This is a genomic window from Alteromonas genovensis, from assembly GCF_010500895.1.
Taxonomy (GTDB): domain Bacteria; phylum Pseudomonadota; class Gammaproteobacteria; order Enterobacterales; family Alteromonadaceae; genus Alteromonas; species Alteromonas genovensis.
This window is the reverse complement of sequence record NZ_JAAAWO010000011.1, coordinates 148,373-167,043: the sequence shown is the minus strand read 5'-3', so window position 1 is coordinate 167,043 and position 18,671 is coordinate 148,373. Positions and strand designations below refer to the sequence as shown.

Below are 18,671 nucleotides of genomic sequence, written 5' to 3'. Positions count from 1 at the left end.
CCTCAAGGTATTCGAGTATGTGATGACCTGCCTTGATGAACTCAGTCGGCCCGACGCCGATATCGAGCAACTACTACCATGGCAATTTGCTAAGCGCTAGGTGAGATTGCCGGACGGATACGATTAAAGCGATAAAGAGCCAACTTAATCTGAAACCGTATTTTTATGAAAAGTCGGCAAAAGTTGGTATTACTGGATGTATTTTGGGAGGGGTCATCGCTTATTTGTTGTTTGTGAAAGCTCTTCCAGTGTTTGGTGTAAACCTTGAAACACCATTGAGGGAGTATAGCGACCAAGTTGTGTACTCGGTTTTTGGTTTTGGCATACTATTACTAATTTGCTGCATATACTTAACCTGTTCGCTTTGCGCAGCAGTTTATTTTTTCTCAATGGTTAAGAGTGGAAACCTTGATTCTGAAGAATACTTCAATATTGTGTTTAAAAGTCAGTACCCGACACGTTGGCAGCGAATGTAAATACCCGAATGTATATCAAAAGTTATATTGAGCGTTAACTGCCAAGGAGATCTTTATGGCAATAGATAGAAATGCATGGATTTTTGGTTTAGCTGTTGCAGCAATTGCTGTTCTATTTAGTCTTACTTCACCCGCTAAACAAGAAAGTATTGCTGCGTACTTTTTAGTGTTTTTCATGTGTGGTATTCCTGCTGGTGTTGGCTTCTTTATCGGTCAGCGCTCACACAAACAACCCTTAAAGATTCAGCACATTTTGCTTGCTGCTTTTATTACATATTTCCTTACAGATAATAGTGTAAAGCTTATCGGCCTCACCCAAGAGTACTGGTATCTTACTATTGCTGTATTATTTGCACTATCAACGCTTGTTAGTTGGCGTTTACCAAAAATGTTTAACAAAGTCGAAGCTAGTAAATAACTCTTGTCGTTCACGTTGTAGCTGGTGCACAAAGTTGGGTGTTACCTTTTTTTCAATCAATAGGACGTTGTTACGCAGGGGCTACTATGCCCTACCCGCTATCTTCCTTTATTTAAAAGTTATTCACCAATATAGGCAGTAACCAATGAAAATGATTACCTATTTACTCCTAGGTACTGTTGCTTGTTATAGCTCATTTGCAATATCAGACATGTATAAAGATGTTGCTAAAAACCACGGACGTTTCGGGCTTAGCACAAACGAAATAGGGAGTGCGAAGCTCCAGGGGGAATGTCTAGTACAGCTCAAAAATCTTACATTCAAAAGAAAAGATAAATTCGACCCTATATCGGAGTGGATAAACTATAGATCTGTTTCTCTACTTGAACAATACTCGCCGTGTGAGGTTCTCATAATGCTAGAAGTAGCTAACGAAAAGATTCGTGGAGCAAGTGAGTAAGATAGGCTGGCACGCCAAGCCGCTGCGCGGCTCGTCGCCCGTTTGCTTTATATTAAATGCTATAAGGAGAGTACGTGAAAATCTACGGTGATATACAATCCGGAAATTGTTACAAAGTAAAATTGTTATGCTCACTCTTAGAAATTGAGCATGAGTGGGTTCATGTTGATATTCTTGCTGGCGGAACGCAAACCTCTGATTTTTTGGTTAGAAATCCAAATGGTAAAATTCCATTGCTTGAACTACCTGATGGGCGCTGCCTTTTTGAATCTAATGCCATTTTGAACTATTTGGCTATTGGAAGTGCGTTACTGCCAAAAGACAGCTTTGATCTCGCTAAAGTTCAACAGTGGCAGTTTTTTGAGCAGTACAGCCATGAACCGTTTATTGCAGTAGCGCGCTTTATTGCCAAATACTTAGGGCTACCTGAAGATCGCCGAGCCGATTATGAATCAAAGCAGGAAGGCGGCAGTAAAGCTCTATCAGTCATGGAAGCTCAACTTAAAGAAACACCATATTTAGCAGGCGAGCAACTAACTACCGCTGACATTTCGCTATACGGCTATACTCATGTAGCCGAAGAAGGTGGATTTACTCTTTCTAATTACCCAGCCATACAAGTGTGGATTGACAGAATTGCCACTCATCCAAATTATGTTGGCATGGCATAAATGGTATTTAATTGGATAGTCAGAGGTATCTAGCCTCCAGCCTACCCTTTTACAAGCTATGTTATTCATTTAGCCAGTTAGAGGCCCTATTGAAAAATTCTAAAGACACCACGTTAACGCTAGCGACTTTTTTGCTATTGGTTGTAGCTTTTTATATTTTAGGCTATTGGCTGATTTATCGAATGGGTCAAGCGACTCCACTGATGTTGTCAGTTGGCGCTGCTACATTGGTTACTTGCCTCTTAAGAAAACGTAATTTATCAAGCCTTGGTTGGCAATGGGGCAAGTGGAAACATCAAGGTATAAGCTATTTATTGCCTTTAATTATTGCACTCATTTCTTATGTAATTATATGGGCGTGTGGATTCGGCGAATTTTATAATGTTGATTTTCTGTCAAATAAAAAGGAAAGCTATAACTTAGGCCATTGGAATGATCTAGCTATATTTCTCTTTCATTGCGGAATGATTGCAACTATTAGTTTTATTGTTTCATTGCCGTCTATTCTAGGTGAAGAGATTGGTTGGCGAGGCTTTCTGGTACCGGAGCTTGCTAAAACAATGTCTTTTACAGGCGTTGGAGTGGTAAGTGGATTTACTTGGGCATTTTTTCACTGGCCACTAATTATTCTAGGGCTATATGGTAACGACGTAACGCCGTTATTTTATCAGCTGTTTGTGTTCTCCGTTTTTATAACTGCCTCGGGGATAATTATGGCTTACTTTCGTCTAAAAACGAATAGCCTTTGGCCTGCAGTTATTTACCATGCCAGCTCGAATATATTCATACAAAAGTTATTCACGCCCATTACAATAACGAACGCAAACTCTGCTTGGTATATAGATGAGTTTGGAGCTGTGATAGCCACTGTGGCAACCTGCGTGGCGTTTTATTTTCTAAGAAAAGGAAATGCTGAATTTAAATTTGTCAAAACATAATAAGCCATCAAGCTCGCGACTACTAACCGTTTGCTCAGTTTTGCCATGCCACGTAATTTAGCAAATAAACGGTGACTTCATGGACATTTTGTATATTTGGATTTTTGCTTTTTCAATCGTGATAATACTAGCCGTATTGCGATACATGAAAATTGGAAATTATGAGCCCGATAAGGTGCTCTAAGATTTCGGTAATAGCATTTGCGTAAACTATTCAGTTATTGGAAGTAAAACGTTACCAAAGAGCTCTGTAGTGAAGATTCAATTAGCAGGCAACTGCGTAAGTCTTTTCAATAAAAGCGATAACGCTTTAGATATCCATGCTCCTCGAAAAGCGCTTGCTCACAACTTATTTGTTAAAGCGAAAAAAGTTTTTCCACACGCGATGGTTATCGAAGTTGACTGCTAACGAGTAAATGTAATATGTGCGATAGAAGCTAAGCTTTAGCAAGTTAAAACACCAAGGTAACAAAATACAGCTTCACTTGGGAAAGCAGGTATGATGTTATCAACATAATTATTTTTGTATAAATAGGGAAATAATATGACTAATAAAAGTAAAGTTGTTCTTATACCAGCAGTCGTGAGCATTGCTTTCATGTTGTCTTTTTGGATTTCGAATGTGAGAGAATCTCAAAGCATATTAGGTGCTAGCTCAGACATAGCAAGTGGCCTAGCACTTGGTCTTGGCATAGGTTTGGCCATAGCGTTACTATCAACACTTAAGAAGCCAGCCTCCTCTAATTAGGTGCAATAGTTAGCGTAAAAAATTTTGATGGGGTTATCAGGAAAAGGATTTTTGACCATGCGTTTACTCGTTTTACTTTTCTTCATTTCATTTTTATCTTCTGCAGCGACAAACGAACCATTGCAAACTCAGCTTATTGAAATGGCAGAGTTAGATCAGTTGCTTCGCAACCAATTGGGAGAAGCCGGTTGGGATAAAGCCCCTAAAGAACTTCGTGCCCAGTTATCAAAGGTAGACCATGACAATACGGAAGCACTCAAAGCAATATTGAGCGACCGCCAATGGTTTACAGAAAAAGAAGTCGGAAGAGACGGTATAAGCGCTGCATTTCTTATTATTCAGCACTCCCCTGATAAACAGTTTCAAGAAAACATGCTTCCTATATTAAAAAACTCGTACTTAAATAACGAGGGCGTATCGGGGCAAGAAGTCGCCCTATTAACCGATCGAGTTCTAATCCACATGAACAAAGCGCAAATCTATGGCACGCAAGCAGAGATAAAAAACGGTGAAGTTACGTTTATGCCTATTTCTGACAAAGATTTAGTGGATAAAAGAAGGGCCGAAATGAATATGCCGCCGATGGAATATTATAAAAAGCTCTTAGAAACAATGTATGGCATAAAAGACCATCCAGAAATAGACTTGAACTAGAGCGCTAACAACATTTCCACGTACTCGTGGAAAAACTAACCCGGCATTAGCACTTTGTATGGGCTCGTTATACAAAACAGATAATTTAAAATAATAAGGATTTTTGATTATGAAACTAGGAACAAAACTTGGCCTGTCGTTCAGCGTTTTGGGTTGTGCGGTCGGCGCTTACCTTGGGCTCTCCCCTGTTTCTGCCGAGTTAAAGTCTGGTGCCCTATCTGGGCAAGAAGCCGGATTAATATTTAGTTTTGTGGGCATGCTCATAGGCACCACATTAGCAACGGCGAGTATTCTAGCTTCGAAAAAGCACGCCGTATAATACACCTATTAATGCTTTTAAGATTTTCAATAGCGCGTTCACTCGAATAGCGTGCGCTGTTATGCCCTTCGCACCTGCTTTAGAAGTTTGAGGAATGGAGTACTCGATGAATATCTCATTTGTACGCACTGCAGATTTAACGCGAGCTGCTGGTATCACTTTTGACAACATGCGAGTTTATTACCAGCAATTCGCCCCAGAGTGGGACGTGTCGAAAGTATTTGAGGCAACATTAGAACTTGAAAACTATGACATCATATTTCAGCAACAGCTTGTTGGCGTAATGCGATTGCAATTCGATGATGACTATTGTGTTTTACGAGATTTACAGATTATTGACTCGGCAAAAAACAAAGGCATTGGCAGCGCATCGGTAAATGAGGCTAAAAGGCGAGCGTTAAATGCAAAGTTAACCACCCTCACACTTAGGGTGTTTAAAAGTAGCCCAGCGGTTGCTCTTTATAAAAGAAATGGTTTTGTTATACAAAGTGAAGATGAACGCTTTTTCAATATGATAGCGGAAATATCTTAGCAATACGCTATAGTAGGCTTGTAGGTTTACCCTCTCCCTTTAATTGGGATATAAAAACAAGGATTGCAAAATGGGGTTTGAAGTTAACTTTTTTGCTAGGCCCATTGACTCTAATTACCGGCTTGCTTGGGAGTCATTTTTAATCGAATTCTCTTTGTTTGTAATCTGCACCGTGATGGCCATTTATGGTTGGAATAACGGTTCACTACTAATGGCAGTGCCAGCAGCGGTTGTGGCAGTATCATGTTTTGGGCTGGTGATTTATTCACTCTTCAATTTTTTTGCAAATAGCCAAGCAAGCAAATAAAGTAGCGCAGCGCGCTCATAAAATGGATACGCATTCAGCAGCATTTAATATGCCATGCACTTTCAGGGAATTCATGATGAAAAACATTCTTTTACTACTAGCTTTTGTTCTAGCAGGCTGCACTTCCACAACGTTGCCACCCACAACTGCCACTTACCCCCTTACTGACTCAATGAAAATTATCGAAGCCGCTGCTAACGCTGCTCCCAAAGGTGTTGTTGGAGAGTATACCCTTCGCATAGTTGCAGCAGGCAGCCAAGGTCACTTTGTTTATCTTAATACAGAAGCCGATTATCGCGACCAGCGCGCTGTAACGGTAGCCCTGCCCCCACGTGTCATTAAGCAACTCACAGCTTATTATAAAATGCCTCCGCAAGAGTTTTTTATCGGCAAAAAAATAGTGGTGAGAGGAAAAGCGCAGCGAGTAAAGATAGCGTTTTTGGCAGAAGGTAAACGCACAGATAAATACTATTACCAAACACATATAAGGCTAATGGATATAGCGCAGTTAAAAGTTGTTGATGAGCCTGTTTAATAATAAAAAAAATAGTGGAAGTAGTATGTCTAATTTGAAAAAAACTGGAACCTGGTTACTGTTAGTTATTGCTGCGGTGGCGTTTATTGCCGCGGTGTTTGTACTTGGTTCAACACTCGGTAGTCTATATGCAGTAGGCTCAATAGAAATATCATTTGCTCAGGTTGGTGTACTTTGCGGTGGGGTTGTAGCCATATCAGTTTTAGTTCGCTGCATTAAACAACTAAGAAATGATGCCGCATGTACGGAAATGTTAAGAAATGAAATGCCCTAGAACGCACACCACGTTAAAAAAAGTTAGTGTAGGCAAAGTCCCCGTTTATTACAGTGAAGCATGCGGCGGCGTGTTGTTGGAAAATAATACCCTGAGTCACTTTGAAAACCCTCAAGATAAAAGAGGCAACGATTTAGCTAATCATTTAAGCCAATTTCATTGTGAGTTGGTGTCGAAAAACAAGCGCATACGCTGCCCTAAGTGCCCTGACATAGTGATGCTGCAGCGATTTTATAGCCCTTTGCACGCGGTGGAAATTGACGAATGCCCAGGGTGCGGTGCTATTTGGTTAGATACCGGTGAACTCGAAAAAATACAGTCGCTTATGCTGAATGAAAAGGAGCGTGCCCTGTTACGCTGCGAGTTGATGAAGCAGCATGAAAGAATAGAAATAAAAGGCATGCCTCACAAACACGATAATTGGGATCGCCGCAGCGATAAAATAGATGCTTTTTTTGATTTAGCATCCTACATATCGAATAGCTGGTAGTTGGCGCTAAAGGACTTAAGAGTTTAAAGGATAAAATGCTTACTAAATTACTTAAACGGTATACTTCAACGCTTTATGTGCAAATTTGGGAAGACCGCTTAAAAGTTATAGATAGTGCAAGAAATAAATCATTTGATGATTCACCCATCGTAGTCATTCAAACTCAAGACTCCGGTAGAAAAGTCATATCGAGTATAGGAAAGAGCGCAGCCATTTCACTTAAGCCAAATGAAATTGCAGTAAATCCTTTTTCGCACCCGCGAGCATTACTTTCAGATTTTTATGTGGGTGAAAAGTTACTTCAACATGCCTTTAAAAGCATAAGCAACGCAAAATTTCTTCGCCCTCGCCCTAAGGTGATAATACACCCAATGGAAAAGACTGAAGGTGGCTTAACAGCGATTGAAAAACGAGCATTTACAGAATTGGCGTTGGGCGCTGGAGCAGTTGCTATAAAAATCCATGTGGGTAAAACGCTAGATATCAGCGAACTTGAATTTGATACATTTCAAGACGAAATTAAAATAGAAAGCTATAGCGAGGAAGCAAGTCAAACTACAAGCAATGTAGCGACACTTTTGGTCTATCTTGTTATTGTTATTATTGCAGTGTGGTATTTTGGTAACTAGGCCCAGATTCAACTTTGTGACCCGGAATTTTTACGCTACCAACAGGATAAACATATGCTGAGTCAATTCTCTAAAAATATAGCTGATAGCGTACAGGCAGAGATTGCGATGGCCGCCAAAAAGGAAGCAAACGGCGATGTTGCCGCCTCTTTTCGTCATCTTGAAACTGCGCATGTATTGGGGCAGGAATCTACATGGTGGCATGTGAAAGCTCATATTCTCATGTTTGGCTGGGCGTTTCGGCAGAAAGATGTAAAAGAGTGTTTAGGGCAAGTTTTTCGTATTATTGGAGCTGCAACCAAAACAGCTATAGGTTTAGTGCCCGCGGGAAATACCGGTGGCTCGAACATTAGCCCATTTAAAACGCTCCCAATAAAAGCAGAGATTCAGCACGCGATCTTAAAAGCCAAGGGGCAGGTTTAATTAGGCCATCGATAACTTTCTCGATGTTGCCTCCTCAATTGAAGTTCCTAGACAAAAAGCGTATTAAGGCTTGTTATATATAGCCGTGGCGGCTTCCTGGCATATCATGGCGGGTGGTTGACGTAGTAAATGTCACTAAACCCTAGATACTAGATTCCTCTTATAAACCTTCAAGGGGAACAAAAATGGAAACGGAATTAATGGTAAATTCGACGTTAATTAAGCAATTACGAAAGAAGGCAGGATGGTCACAAGAGCAGATTTCCGATACCTTTGGTAGAGCGTTGTAGCTAGATTGGAGCTTTAAACAGGATGTTGAAAAGGGCGTTCTCATTTGTAAGCATCGCTTTTATTTATTTTATTATTACTGTTTTAATTCATGAAGCTGGCCATGCATTTGCTGGCCAGATTTATGGATTAGGAACGCCTAGTATTCACTTATGGCCTGGTATTGAAGTGCCACTAGATATAAGCCCATGGTCATTCTCTTCTTATTGGCCTGAAAATGCTTTAGCGTATGTAACTTTCATACCGGAAACTACCAACCTTGTAGTGGAATATCCCGAAAATCCACATTTATTAGCCGTAAATCCACAGCTCAAAATATTGCTAGAGCACCCAAACAATAGCAATTACTTGCCACCATTAGTTGGCGTCATGGGGAGTGGTATCACATACGCTGTTTCGCTGCTCTGTACTCTTTTTCTGTGGTTTTGTAACCCAATGGGAATTGTTCGCACATTTTCAGTGTTCGGCGCGTTCTTATTTTACGACATACTAAGTTATACAATATTCCCCGTTTTCTTTGGTCTGCAACATCTTATCTTTATAGGGGGGAGTTATGCAGAGCCAATTATTTTCCTTGCCGAAATGGGTATCCCCTCTTATGTATCAATCTCTTTGGTTTGCGCTTTGTGTGTTCTTCAGATGATTGCACTTGGCTACATATCTAAAAGTGAAGGACTGATTTACACTAATAATAGGTAAATCGCATACGATGAATAGCTTTTGTGCGCCTAACCACAATATTGACTAAACGGGTAAATCAATGGAAAACAATAGCGCATTAGATCTAGTTTCACTTGCCAATGAACTTGAAGCATTTATCCAAGTTTGCGTACCTGATAGTACAACAGTAAATAAATACGGCGGCACCCTATTTACCATGAAGCCAGATGAAAAAGAGGGGCAGTTTTGCGGTGTTTTTATTTACTCGGCCCATGTACAGCTGTCATTCAGTCATGGCCCTCAACTTGTAGATGAACGCAATATGTTATGTGGCACTGGAAAATATAGGCGACATATTAATTTTAAACGTGTAGATGACATTGACTACCCTTATATTGAAGGGCTTATATGCCAGGCATCCGCATTTTAACGTCAACACCAAAGTCGTAAGTGTGCTGTCACACAATGTTATGATACTGTTAACAGCATATTAAATATAACATTTTTGAGTGAGCACACATGACTGTAGATATACATTTGCCAAGCATTATGAAAGTGGGTGGAGGCGCTATTTCACAGCTTCAGGATATGCTTGCTACCTTGGGTGTAAAACGGCCGTGTATTATTGCCGATCCCATCATGGTGACATTAGGCAAAGTGGAAAATATTACGTCATCGCTTTCAGCTTATGCCAACGACATCCAGGTTTTTAGTGATGTAATGCCCGAGCCCGACGATAGATCTATCGATGGTGCGGTAGCCCTAGTTAAACAGCAGCAGTGTGATGGCTTAATTGCACTTGGTGGTGGTAGCGCAATTGATAGTGCCAAGGCCATTGCACTTTTGGCAACCCACGGCGGGCACATGAGAGACTACAAAGTACCCCGTGTAGTTTCAGAGCAGAGTATTCCAATTATAGCCATTCCAACCACAGCAGGCACAGGCTCTGAGTGCACGCGAGTAACTGTGATAAGCGACTCACAATCTGCGGAAAAAATGCTGTGTATGGGCCCAGGATTAATGCCCAAGGCGGCCATCCTAGACTATGAACTTACGCTATCAGTACCTTATCGGGTGGCGGCAGATACGGGGTTAGATGCCCTTACTCACGCAATTGAAGCTTATGTGAGTAGAAAATCCAACCCGTTTAGCGATCAACAGGCCATTGCCGCTATGCGATTAATAGCCCCACACCTTATTGCTGCATGCAAAAACCCAGATGATATTAAAGCCAAAGAGGCCATGATGCTGGGCGCAAGCTTAGCTGGCTTAGCATTCTCAAACGCGTCAGTTGCATTGGTGCATGGTATGAGTAGGCCGCTTGGTGTGCACTTTCATGTTCCCCACGGCATGAGTAACGCAATGCTTCTGCCTTTAGTTACCGCGTATTCGCTTTCGGGAAGTCCATCTAAATATGCTGAGGTTGCCCACCACTTAGGCTTAACTTGCGAGCCAGGTAGTACTGGTACTCACGAAGATGCGCATGAAAAGCTCATCGACTTTTTGCACCATTTAAATCGTGAGCTTGACGTTCCTACCATGTCTTCATTTGGCATTGAAAAAGCGTCCTACGACAACATAATCGAACTGATGGCGTCACAAGCGCTGGCTTCCGGCTCACCGGCTAATAACCCTAAAGTGCCTAAGCCTGAAGAGTTAGAGCAGCTTTACCGCGATGCGTATGCCTAGCAAGTGTCGATAGCAACAATAGTCGTAACAGCAGGCAGTGAGGTTAGTTTTTTGCTGCCCTAATTCCCTGCATAAGTAGTCTATCTAGTGCATTGGCGAAATTTTGCTTATCGCGTTGAGAAAACGCTTTTGGCCCGCCCGTGTGCTCACCGCTAGAACGCATGGTATCCATGAAATCGCGCATTGTCAGCGCAGCCCGTATTGATGATTTATCAAATTCATCACCACGGGTATTCACTGCACTCGCACCTTTAGCCAGTATGTCCGCTGCCAGTGGAATATCGTTGGTAATCGCTAAATCACCCGCTTCAATTTTTTCTACAATATAGTCATCTGCCGCATCAAAACCCGAGGGAACTACGGTGAGTGTGATGTGCTTGTCGGGTGGAACCGACATTGAGTGGTTGGCAACTAAAGATAAAGGCAGCCCTGTGCGTCGAGCTGCCTTAAATAAGATTTCTTTAATTGCACCGGGACACGCGTCTGCGTCTACCCATATATGCATGGTGCTAGTCTCTCGTATATTTTTACACGGTACAACGTGTAACCATTTTCTTTACGCTAGCATACCACCATCAACTGTTACTGTCGTGCCTGTAGTGTAGGTAGACGCGTCGGAAACAAGGTATAACACGGTGCCAGCCATTTCGTCCGGGTCGGCCACTCTGCCAAGCGGAATCACTTTAAGCGCGTGCTTTAAAATTTGATCGTTAGACGTCAGCGCAGAAGCAAATTTGGTATCGGTTAACCCTGGCAATAAAGCATTTACGCGAATATTTAAGCTGCCGCATTCTTTCGCGAATGATTTGGTCATGCTTATCACCGCTGCTTTGGTAATAGAGTAAATACCTTGCATGTCACCTGGGGTTACACCATTTACCGAGGCCGTATTTAATATTACGCCACCGCCCTGCTCTTTCATCATTTTGCCCGCTTCAATAGACATGAAGAAGTAGCCTCGAATGTTGACGTCTACGGTTTTATTATAAGCGCCAAGGTCGGTGTCTAGAATATGGCCGAAGTACGGGTTTGCCGCCGCGTTATTTACCAATATATCGAGCTTTTTGAAGTCTTGCTTAATAGTGGCAAATGTTTCAGTAATTTGCTCCATTTCGCCAACATGACAGGCCAGTGCTGTTGCTTTACCGCCTGCATCGCGAATAGAAGAAGCTACCGCTTCGCAACCGTCTATCTTGCGGCTTGAAACAATAACGTGAGCGCCATACTGAGCTAGCAAACGAGCAATAGACTCACCAATACCACGGCTTGCGCCTGTTACTAGCGCTACTTTTCCTGTTAGATCGAATAAATCTTTCATCGTTATAATCCTTATTCTGTGTTCTTTGCTGTATTTATTTATATGTTGCCTTTTAGGCTAACATACCGCCATCAAGTACTACTGATTGGCCTGTCATAAACGACGATTCATCGCTACATAACCACGCAATAGCATTGGCAATTTCTTCTGGTTTACCCAAACGCTTCATTGGATTAGCGCCCACTATGCCTTTTTGACCGCGTTCATCGAGTTTAGACAGTACGCCTTGAACCATAGGAGTATCAACAAAGCTTGGGCATACTGCATTAATGCGAATGTTAGCTCGGGCATATTCTACCGCTGCCGACTTGGTAAGGCCGATAACACCGTGCTTCGACGCGCTATAGGCACTGATCATGGGCGCAGAGCGAAGGCCAGCAACAGAGGCTATGTTAATAATGTGGCCGCCGCCGGTTGCAGTCATATGCTTAAGGGCATTTTTCATGCAATACCACACGCCCGCTAAATTAACCTGAATATTTTTCATAAACATGGCATCGTCTACCTCGGTGAGAGGCGCAGGGAAGTGATCGATACCGGCATTGTTAATCACCACGTCTACTTTTTCGTGCTGAGAATATGCCGTTTCAAACATGGCTTTAACTTGCTCGGGGTCGGTTACGTCAACTGCAACCGCATAGGCTTTGCCACCAGCTTGCTTTAGCTCTTCAACAAGGGCTTTCGCATTATCAAGGTTTAAGTCTGCTACCCCGACAAGTGCGCCTCGCTCACACAACACTTTTGCAGATGCCGCGCCAATTCCAGAGCCACCACCCGTAATTAAAATATGTTTATTTTGTACATTTGCCGCTACGTTCATGCATGTTGCTCCACGTTTTATTGGCGATACTTATGCTTCACAACCCTAATTGGGTTGTGAAGCTCATTCTAGTTGTCTTAAAAATTGGCAGCTTTTACGCTATCGCAGGTTGTGTCTTTGGACGATAATACTTCGATGTCTCGTTGCACTAGCGGTAGTTCCCAACTTAAAAAGTATTCCGCGGCGGCAAGCTTGCCTTCATAAAAATCTACGTCTTGGCCTTTGGCACCTTGAGTTAACGCCTGCTCTGCCACATTGGCCTGACGCAGCCAAATCCAGCTCACCACACAACTAGAGAACACATTAAGGAAACAGCTTGCGTTAGTAAGTAGTACCGACTGTTTGTCTGAACGCAAGTCGCCCGCCGCTTGTTGAATTAGCTCGCCTAGCTTATCTAAATAGGGTTTAAGCTTTTTAGCAATGGCTTGAGCACGAGGTGTCTCCGCTCGCTTCATATCAGCGGTAACGCGAGCAAGAAGCACTTGAAGGCCTTTACCTTCATGTTGCCATAGCTTTCTGCCAAGCAGGTCGAGAGCCTGAATGCCGTTGGTTCCCTCATGAATAGGGTTTAAACGGTTATCACGCCAGCACTGCTCTACTGGATATTCGCGGGTGTACCCTGCCCCACCTAAAACCTGTATGGCCAAGTCATTGGCTTTAGGGCCAAACTCTGAAGGCCACGCTTTAAATACAGGCGTGAGTAAATCGAGCAGTTGAGAAAGCTCGGTTCGCTTGGCTTCATCTTGTTCTGTTTCTAGCTCGTCTATCAACATGCTGCCATATAGACAAAGAGACATGCCGCCTTCACAATACGATTTTTGCGCTAACAACATACGGCGAACATCGCCGTGATTAATGATTGGCGTTGGATCATCCTCAGGCGCCAAGTTCGGAGCAGCACGGCCTTGGGTTCTGTCTTTTGCGTAATCGAGAGAGTAACGGTATCCGCGATAGCCAATCATGGCAGCACCATAGCCAACCCCAATTCGCGCTTCGTTCATCATCATGAACATGTAGCGCAAACCTTGATGAGGTTCGCCAATTAAATAGCCGTGACAGTCATCGTTATCGCCAAAGGTAAGCGCCGTTGAGGTAGTGCCGCGATAACCCATTTTATGGATTAGGCCAGCAAGTGACACATCGTTTCGCTCACTCGGGTTGCCTTCTGCGTCTAATCGGAACTTAGGCACTGCAATAAGTGATATGCCTTTAACGCCAGCAGGGCCACCAGGAATTTTTGCCAGTACAAGGTGAACAATGTTGTCTGAAAGCTCGTGCTCACCGCCTGAAATATAAATTTTACTGCCTTTTACGCGATAGCTACCGTCTTCTTGACGCTTCGCTGTTGTGCGGATGTCTGCAAGTGCAGAGCCTGCATGTGGCTCTGTCAACGCCATCGTGCCGGTAAAATCGCCGGTGAGCATTTTAGGTAAAAACGCATTTTTGATATCGTCTGAGGCAAAGTGCTTAATTACGTTAGCAGCGGCCGCAGTTAAGAACGGGTACGACGTGGTTGATGGGTTTGCCGCGAGAAAATAGCCAGCACACGCATTCATTACGGTAACAGGCAGCTGCATACCGCCGTCTTCATAATCAAAATGTCCGGCGATAAAGCCTGATTCTCTGTAAGTATCGAAGGCCACTTTGACATCGTCAATCATGGTCACTTTTTTACCGTCAAACGTAGGCTCGTTTTTATCTGCAATGGCATTGTGAGGAAGGAAAAGCTCTTCCGCCATTTTTTCTGCCATATCGACAACAGCATTAAATGTCTCTACGTTATGTTCTTCAAACCGTGCTTTTGAGCAAAGCGCTTCAGTGTCTAGCACTTCGTATAACTGAAATTGCATTTCTCTGCGGGGAATAATTTGATCGGCCATGTTCGTCTCCACGAATAATTGTTAACGCATTGTGTCATATTCGTTATCATGCCATTATTGTCATTAATGACACAATAATGGTCAAAACAGCCATCAATCACTTAAACTAATTAAATATCATAAGTCGCATTATCTTCATGAATGAGTTGTATGAATAACGCCCCGTTTACCGTCACCGTTTTTGGTTTCAATCACGCCCTCGCCTCGGCGATTACCGGGGCACTTGATGTATTCGCCTTTGCGGGAATTAGCTGGCAACGAATTCACAACCTGCCCACCTCACAGAAGTTTAAAGTTCAGCTTGCTAGCGCCCATGGCCTGCCTTTTCATTGTTCAAATCAGCTGACCCTCACTCCAAATATTGCCATTGAAGATGTAAGCCATACAGATATATTGCTTATCCCCACTATAGGCGGCGATATCGACACTGTACTCACTGAAAATCAGTCACAGCTGGTACACATTAAACGCTTGCATAAAGTAGGCGCTGATATTGCAGCAAACTGCACTGGCACCTTCTTATTAGCAGAGACTGGCTTGTTAGACGAGAAAGTAGCAACCACTCATTGGGGCTATGCCGATAAATTTACACAGCGATATTCCAACGTAGATTTACAACCTGAGAAAATGGTGACGGAACAGGATAATATTTATTGTGCGGGTGGCGGTATGGCGTGGATAGATTTAGCGATCCTGCTTATAGAACGTTACTGCGGCCATCAAATTGCCAGCGACACAGCAAAATCTCACGTTCTCGATTTCTCTAGAACCAATCAAACTGCTTATGCTAGCAGTCGGCAACGCCGCTTTCATTCTGATGAAGATATTATGGCGGTACAGTCATTTATAGAAGAGCATCTCGCCGACACTATTTCTGTGAGTGCGTTAGCAACTACCCATAACATGACCGAGCGCACATTAACTAGGCGTTTCAAGCTTGCCTGTGGCACAACACCTGGGCAGTATCTTCAATCGTTAAGAATAGAGCAGGCTCGAAAACTATTAGAAACTACCGCAATTTCTTTAGAGAAGATAATTAATGCAGTGGGTTACGAAGACTTAAGCTCTTTTACCCGTTTATTTAAAAAAATAACGGGCCTTTCACCATCCCAGTACAGAGCGAAGTTTAAGCGTAATTAGCCAATATAATCATTTCGACTGATATTCAAATTAAAGGTAATTTCGTTAAAAACTGCAGCATTTTCTCATAAATTTAGGTAAACTCGCGCTCGTTGCGCAAATCCAAAAAAAATAAGCGCACTACACTACAAAGAAACTGACACAATCATCTTGGTGAAAACATGAGTTCATATAAAATCGCGTCATTGGCGTTAGCTATCAGCGCTGCTTTTAGCACGTCGGCACTAGCTCAAGAAGCTACAACGACTGAAAAGAAAGAATCAGCACTTGAAAAGATTACTGTAACCGCGCAAAAGCGTACACAGTCTATTCAGGAAGTTCCTATTTCTGTTGCTACATTAAGCGGCGAGAAGTTCGAAAGCATTTTCTCAGGCGGTGAAGATATTCTTGCACTAGCTGTTCGCGTTCCGGGTCTTTACGCTGAATCATCAAATGGTCGCGTAGCACCACGTTTTTACATTCGTGGTTTGGGAAACACCGACTTCGACCTTGCTGCTTCACAACCTGTTTCTATTATCATGGACGAAGTGGTAATGGAAAACGTGGTTCTAAAAAGCTTCCCACTGTTTGACGTTCAACAAGTAGAAGTACTTCGCGGTCCACAAGGCACACTGTTCGGTCGTAATACCACTGCAGGTATTATCAAGTTTGACACCGTTAAGCCTACTCAGGATCTTGAAGGTTATGCCAAAGCTGGTTTCGGCTCTTTTGGTACAATGAACTTCGAAGGCGCAATCAGCGGTGGTTTAACTGACGATCTTTCTGCTCGTTTATCTGTTTTATCGCAAGATCGTGATGACTACATTGATAACGCATTCACAGGCGAAGACGATGCAATTGGTGGCTATGACGAAAAAGCATACCGCTTACAACTTCTTTGGGAACCTTCTGCAGACTTCTCGGCACTACTTAACGTACATGGTCGCGACCTTGAAGGTACAGCGTCTATTTTCCGTGCTAACGTTTTCGACAAAGGCAGCAACGATCTAAACGCTAACTACGATCGCGAAACTGTATTCTATGACGGTGACCTTGAAGGCGACGGTATCGACAACAACCCACAAGCGTACGAAGGTTTTGGTACATCACTAAAACTTGAATATGACATGGACGACGTCACTTTTACTTCAATCTCAGCACTAGAAACGGCTGACGGTTCAAGCCTTGGTGATGTCGACGGTGGCTTTAACAATGCAGACGGCACATCTGGCCCTGGGTTTATCCCATTCTCTGCAGTGACTAAAGATGAGCTGAACGACCTTGAGCAATACACGCAAGAGTTCCGTATCTCTAGCAACACTACAGACGCAATGAACTGGCAACTAGGTGCATTCTATTACGATGCGTCATTTAACGTTACTAGTATCGACGGCTTCTTCGGCGCGACTACAGTTTTCCATGAAAACCAAACGTGGGCGCTATTTGGTCAAAGTTCTTACCAAGTAAACGAAAAGTTAAACGTAACAGCCGGCGTTCGTTACACTCACGACTCTAAGAGCCTTGTTGTGGGCGAGCAAAACGTAAACGGTTTTGCGGTAGTTATTGGCGCTGCAAGCATTCAAGACTATGACGACGTGAATGTAAGTGACGGTCAAGCAAGCTACGAATTAAGTGCAAACTACCGTATTACAGACGACATGTCTGTATTCGCACGTTATGCAAACGGCTTTAGAGCACAAACAATTCAAGCCCGTGACGTAGCATTTGAAGGCGCGCCTTCTGTCGCTGATTCAGAAACCATTAATTCATTTGAAATTGGTTTTAAGTCTGACCTACTTGACGACTCATTACGCTTAAACGCTGCTGCTTTCTACTACACGGTTGACGATATGCAGTTCTCTGCAATCGGTGGTGGAAATAACTTCACTGCGCTTGTTAATGCCGATAAAGGTGAAGCGTACGGTTTTGAACTTGATGCACAATGGTTAGCCACTGATGAGCTTAGCTTTACAGCAGGTTACAGCTATAACCACACAGAAATACAAGATGATTCACTGACTGTATCTCCATGTGGTACCGATCCAGCATTCGGTTCAACAGGTAACTGTACAGTAACCGACCCACGCCCTGACGGTTTTGTTGCGTCTATCGACGGCAACCCTTTCCCACAGGCGCCTGAGTCAATCTTTAACTTTACTGCACGCTACACCATTCCTATGGGTGACGACGGTGAGTTCTTCGTATTTACCGACTGGGCATTCCAAGGCGAGACCAACATCTTCTTATACGAAGCCGTTGAGTTTACTACCGACAATAACTTTGAAGGTGGATTGCGCGTAGGTTACGAGAACTTTGCTCATAACTACACAGTAGCCCTATTTGGTCGCAACATTACTGACGAAGATAACGTTAAAGGCGCTATCGACTTCAATAACCTGACCGGTATCGTTAACCAGCCTCGCATCTGGGGTGTAGAGTTTAAATACACGTATTACTAAGCCATTTATTAACAAATAGCTTTTTAAATAGATAAAAACGGTAGCCAGTTGGCTACCGTTTTTTTATGCGAGTTAGAAATACTGCGCGGTTATATCAAAGCAAGTTCTTTGATTACGCCGCCAACTGAACGTCTTGCTTAGCGCGTGTTACTAACTGTTCTAACTTTCTACATACTTTCACCCAACGTGCTACACGTTGATAGTAAACCTGCTCTATGAGGTTACCTTTTTCGTCAAACAAAAAACTAGCCAGCTTTCCCTTGTGTGAAGGCAAGTAGAAGTGGTGAACATTGAAACACTTCGATAACGGTGCATGCGCTACTTTTTGGTACATGCAAAACGGTAGATTGTTTGCTCTTTCGTCACCGCCAGTCAGTCGCACACGACGTTGAAACTCATCTGCACCAGGACTCACTAAAATGCCATATTTAGTAATTAATGTATCTACTGACTTAATACCTGTTTGCATATCGTATCTCCTGCCAACGCTTAATCATCGGAACGCGCCTTCTACACAGTTTTTCTACATAGCTGCAGAAGTGAGAAAGGGCGACACCATTTTAA

At 43.0% G+C, this 18,671-nt stretch carries 24 protein-coding genes; 19 read left to right on the top strand and 5 right to left on the bottom strand.

What is annotated here, in order from left to right:
* The first annotated feature begins 531 nt into the window (after nucleotides 1-531).
* The 17 genes from GTQ48_RS14370 (at nucleotide 532) to GTQ48_RS14290 (ending at nucleotide 10,511) form a co-directional block, all read left to right on the top strand.
* Nucleotides 532-894 carry a hypothetical protein gene (locus GTQ48_RS14370; protein WP_163107286.1) on the top strand — a complete coding sequence of 121 codons (363 nt, stop codon included), beginning with the start codon at nucleotides 532-534 and terminating at the stop codon, nucleotides 892-894.
* A 534-nt stretch (nucleotides 895-1,428) separates the two neighbouring features.
* Nucleotides 1,429-2,025, top strand: coding sequence for a glutathione binding-like protein (locus tag GTQ48_RS14365; RefSeq protein ID WP_163107285.1), 597 nt, complete (start codon nucleotides 1,429-1,431; stop codon nucleotides 2,023-2,025).
* A gap of 89 nt (nucleotides 2,026-2,114) precedes the next feature.
* The gene (locus GTQ48_RS14360) at nucleotides 2,115-2,963 is read left to right on the top strand and encodes a CPBP family intramembrane glutamic endopeptidase (RefSeq protein WP_163107284.1); all 849 of its coding nucleotides are present in this window, start codon (nucleotides 2,115-2,117) and stop codon (nucleotides 2,961-2,963) included.
* A 253-nt stretch (nucleotides 2,964-3,216) separates the two neighbouring features.
* Nucleotides 3,217-3,372 carry a hypothetical protein gene (locus GTQ48_RS14355; protein ID WP_163107283.1) on the top strand — a complete coding sequence of 52 codons (156 nt, stop codon included), beginning with the start codon at nucleotides 3,217-3,219 and terminating at the stop codon, nucleotides 3,370-3,372.
* 135 nt (nucleotides 3,373-3,507) lie between these two features.
* A complete protein-coding gene (locus tag GTQ48_RS14350; RefSeq protein WP_163107282.1) occupies nucleotides 3,508-3,711 on the top strand; it encodes a hypothetical protein in 204 nt (67 codons plus the stop codon).
* A gap of 57 nt (nucleotides 3,712-3,768) precedes the next feature.
* Complete coding sequence (locus tag GTQ48_RS14345) at nucleotides 3,769-4,365, top strand: DUF6624 domain-containing protein (RefSeq protein ID WP_163107281.1); 597 nt, start codon at nucleotides 3,769-3,771, stop codon at nucleotides 4,363-4,365.
* A gap of 109 nt (nucleotides 4,366-4,474) precedes the next feature.
* Nucleotides 4,475-4,684: a hypothetical protein gene (locus tag GTQ48_RS14340; RefSeq protein WP_163107280.1), complete on the top strand. Its 210-nt coding sequence runs from the start codon at nucleotides 4,475-4,477 to the stop codon at nucleotides 4,682-4,684.
* A gap of 106 nt (nucleotides 4,685-4,790) precedes the next feature.
* Nucleotides 4,791-5,216: a GNAT family N-acetyltransferase gene (locus GTQ48_RS14335; protein ID WP_163107279.1), complete on the top strand. Its 426-nt coding sequence runs from the start codon at nucleotides 4,791-4,793 to the stop codon at nucleotides 5,214-5,216.
* Between the two features lie 70 nt (nucleotides 5,217-5,286).
* On the top strand, nucleotides 5,287-5,523 hold the full coding sequence (locus GTQ48_RS14330) for a hypothetical protein (protein WP_163107278.1): 237 nt from the start codon (nucleotides 5,287-5,289) through the stop codon (nucleotides 5,521-5,523).
* Nucleotides 5,524-5,596: 73 nt separating this feature from the next.
* Nucleotides 5,597-6,058, top strand: a complete 462-nt coding sequence (locus GTQ48_RS14325; protein WP_338023329.1) for a hypothetical protein — start codon at nucleotides 5,597-5,599, stop codon at nucleotides 6,056-6,058.
* A gap of 25 nt (nucleotides 6,059-6,083) precedes the next feature.
* On the top strand, nucleotides 6,084-6,332 hold the full coding sequence (locus GTQ48_RS14320; protein WP_163107277.1) for a hypothetical protein: 249 nt from the start codon (nucleotides 6,084-6,086) through the stop codon (nucleotides 6,330-6,332).
* The gene (locus GTQ48_RS14315) at nucleotides 6,319-6,822 is read left to right on the top strand and encodes a TFIIB-type zinc ribbon-containing protein (RefSeq protein WP_163107276.1); all 504 of its coding nucleotides are present in this window, start codon (nucleotides 6,319-6,321) and stop codon (nucleotides 6,820-6,822) included. The genes GTQ48_RS14320 and GTQ48_RS14315 overlap by 14 nt, the downstream gene beginning before the upstream one ends.
* 35 nt (nucleotides 6,823-6,857) lie before the next feature.
* Nucleotides 6,858-7,451 (top strand): rod shape-determining protein, encoded by a 594-nt coding sequence (locus tag GTQ48_RS14310; protein WP_163107275.1) that lies wholly within the window; start codon nucleotides 6,858-6,860, stop codon nucleotides 7,449-7,451.
* A 54-nt stretch (nucleotides 7,452-7,505) separates the two neighbouring features.
* Complete coding sequence (locus GTQ48_RS14305; protein ID WP_163107274.1) at nucleotides 7,506-7,874, top strand: DUF3703 domain-containing protein; 369 nt, start codon at nucleotides 7,506-7,508, stop codon at nucleotides 7,872-7,874.
* 312 nt (nucleotides 7,875-8,186) lie between these two features.
* On the top strand, nucleotides 8,187-8,861 hold the full coding sequence (locus GTQ48_RS14300) for a hypothetical protein (protein ID WP_163107273.1): 675 nt from the start codon (nucleotides 8,187-8,189) through the stop codon (nucleotides 8,859-8,861).
* A gap of 61 nt (nucleotides 8,862-8,922) precedes the next feature.
* Entirely contained in the window at nucleotides 8,923-9,252 is a 330-nt protein-coding gene (locus tag GTQ48_RS14295; RefSeq protein WP_163107272.1) for a DUF1801 domain-containing protein, read from the top strand.
* Between the two features lie 89 nt (nucleotides 9,253-9,341).
* Complete coding sequence (locus GTQ48_RS14290) at nucleotides 9,342-10,511, top strand: iron-containing alcohol dehydrogenase (RefSeq protein ID WP_163107271.1); 1,170 nt, start codon at nucleotides 9,342-9,344, stop codon at nucleotides 10,509-10,511.
* Nucleotides 10,512-10,554: 43 nt separating this feature from the next.
* Here the strand turns inward: GTQ48_RS14290 and GTQ48_RS14285 are convergent, their stop codons facing one another.
* The 4 genes from GTQ48_RS14285 to GTQ48_RS14270 all read right to left on the bottom strand — a co-directional run bounded on the left by GTQ48_RS14285 (nucleotide 10,555) and on the right by GTQ48_RS14270 (nucleotide 14,529).
* Nucleotides 10,555-11,016: a YaiI/YqxD family protein gene (locus tag GTQ48_RS14285; RefSeq protein ID WP_032095846.1), complete on the bottom strand. Its 462-nt coding sequence runs from the start codon at nucleotides 11,014-11,016 to the stop codon at nucleotides 10,555-10,557.
* Nucleotides 11,017-11,067: 51 nt separating this feature from the next.
* Complete coding sequence (locus tag GTQ48_RS14280; RefSeq protein WP_163107270.1) at nucleotides 11,068-11,829, bottom strand: SDR family oxidoreductase; 762 nt, start codon at nucleotides 11,827-11,829, stop codon at nucleotides 11,068-11,070.
* Between the two features lie 52 nt (nucleotides 11,830-11,881).
* Nucleotides 11,882-12,649, bottom strand: a complete 768-nt coding sequence (locus GTQ48_RS14275) for an SDR family NAD(P)-dependent oxidoreductase (RefSeq protein ID WP_163107269.1) — start codon at nucleotides 12,647-12,649, stop codon at nucleotides 11,882-11,884.
* Nucleotides 12,650-12,726: 77 nt separating this feature from the next.
* A complete protein-coding gene (locus GTQ48_RS14270) occupies nucleotides 12,727-14,529 on the bottom strand; it encodes an acyl-CoA dehydrogenase (RefSeq protein ID WP_163107268.1) in 1,803 nt (600 codons plus the stop codon).
* A 150-nt stretch (nucleotides 14,530-14,679) separates the two neighbouring features.
* Between GTQ48_RS14270 and GTQ48_RS14265 the strand changes: the two genes are divergently transcribed.
* Together GTQ48_RS14265 and GTQ48_RS14260 are read left to right on the top strand one after the other, a co-directional pair.
* On the top strand, nucleotides 14,680-15,669 hold the full coding sequence (locus tag GTQ48_RS14265; protein ID WP_163107267.1) for a GlxA family transcriptional regulator: 990 nt from the start codon (nucleotides 14,680-14,682) through the stop codon (nucleotides 15,667-15,669).
* A 161-nt stretch (nucleotides 15,670-15,830) separates the two neighbouring features.
* The gene (locus tag GTQ48_RS14260; RefSeq protein WP_163107266.1) at nucleotides 15,831-18,107 is read left to right on the top strand and encodes a TonB-dependent receptor; all 2,277 of its coding nucleotides are present in this window, start codon (nucleotides 15,831-15,833) and stop codon (nucleotides 18,105-18,107) included.
* Nucleotides 18,108-18,219: 112 nt separating this feature from the next.
* Here the strand turns inward: GTQ48_RS14260 and GTQ48_RS14255 are convergent, their stop codons facing one another.
* The gene (locus GTQ48_RS14255) at nucleotides 18,220-18,576 is read right to left on the bottom strand and encodes a hypothetical protein (RefSeq protein ID WP_163107265.1); all 357 of its coding nucleotides are present in this window, start codon (nucleotides 18,574-18,576) and stop codon (nucleotides 18,220-18,222) included.
* Nucleotides 18,577-18,671 lie beyond the last annotated feature (95 nt).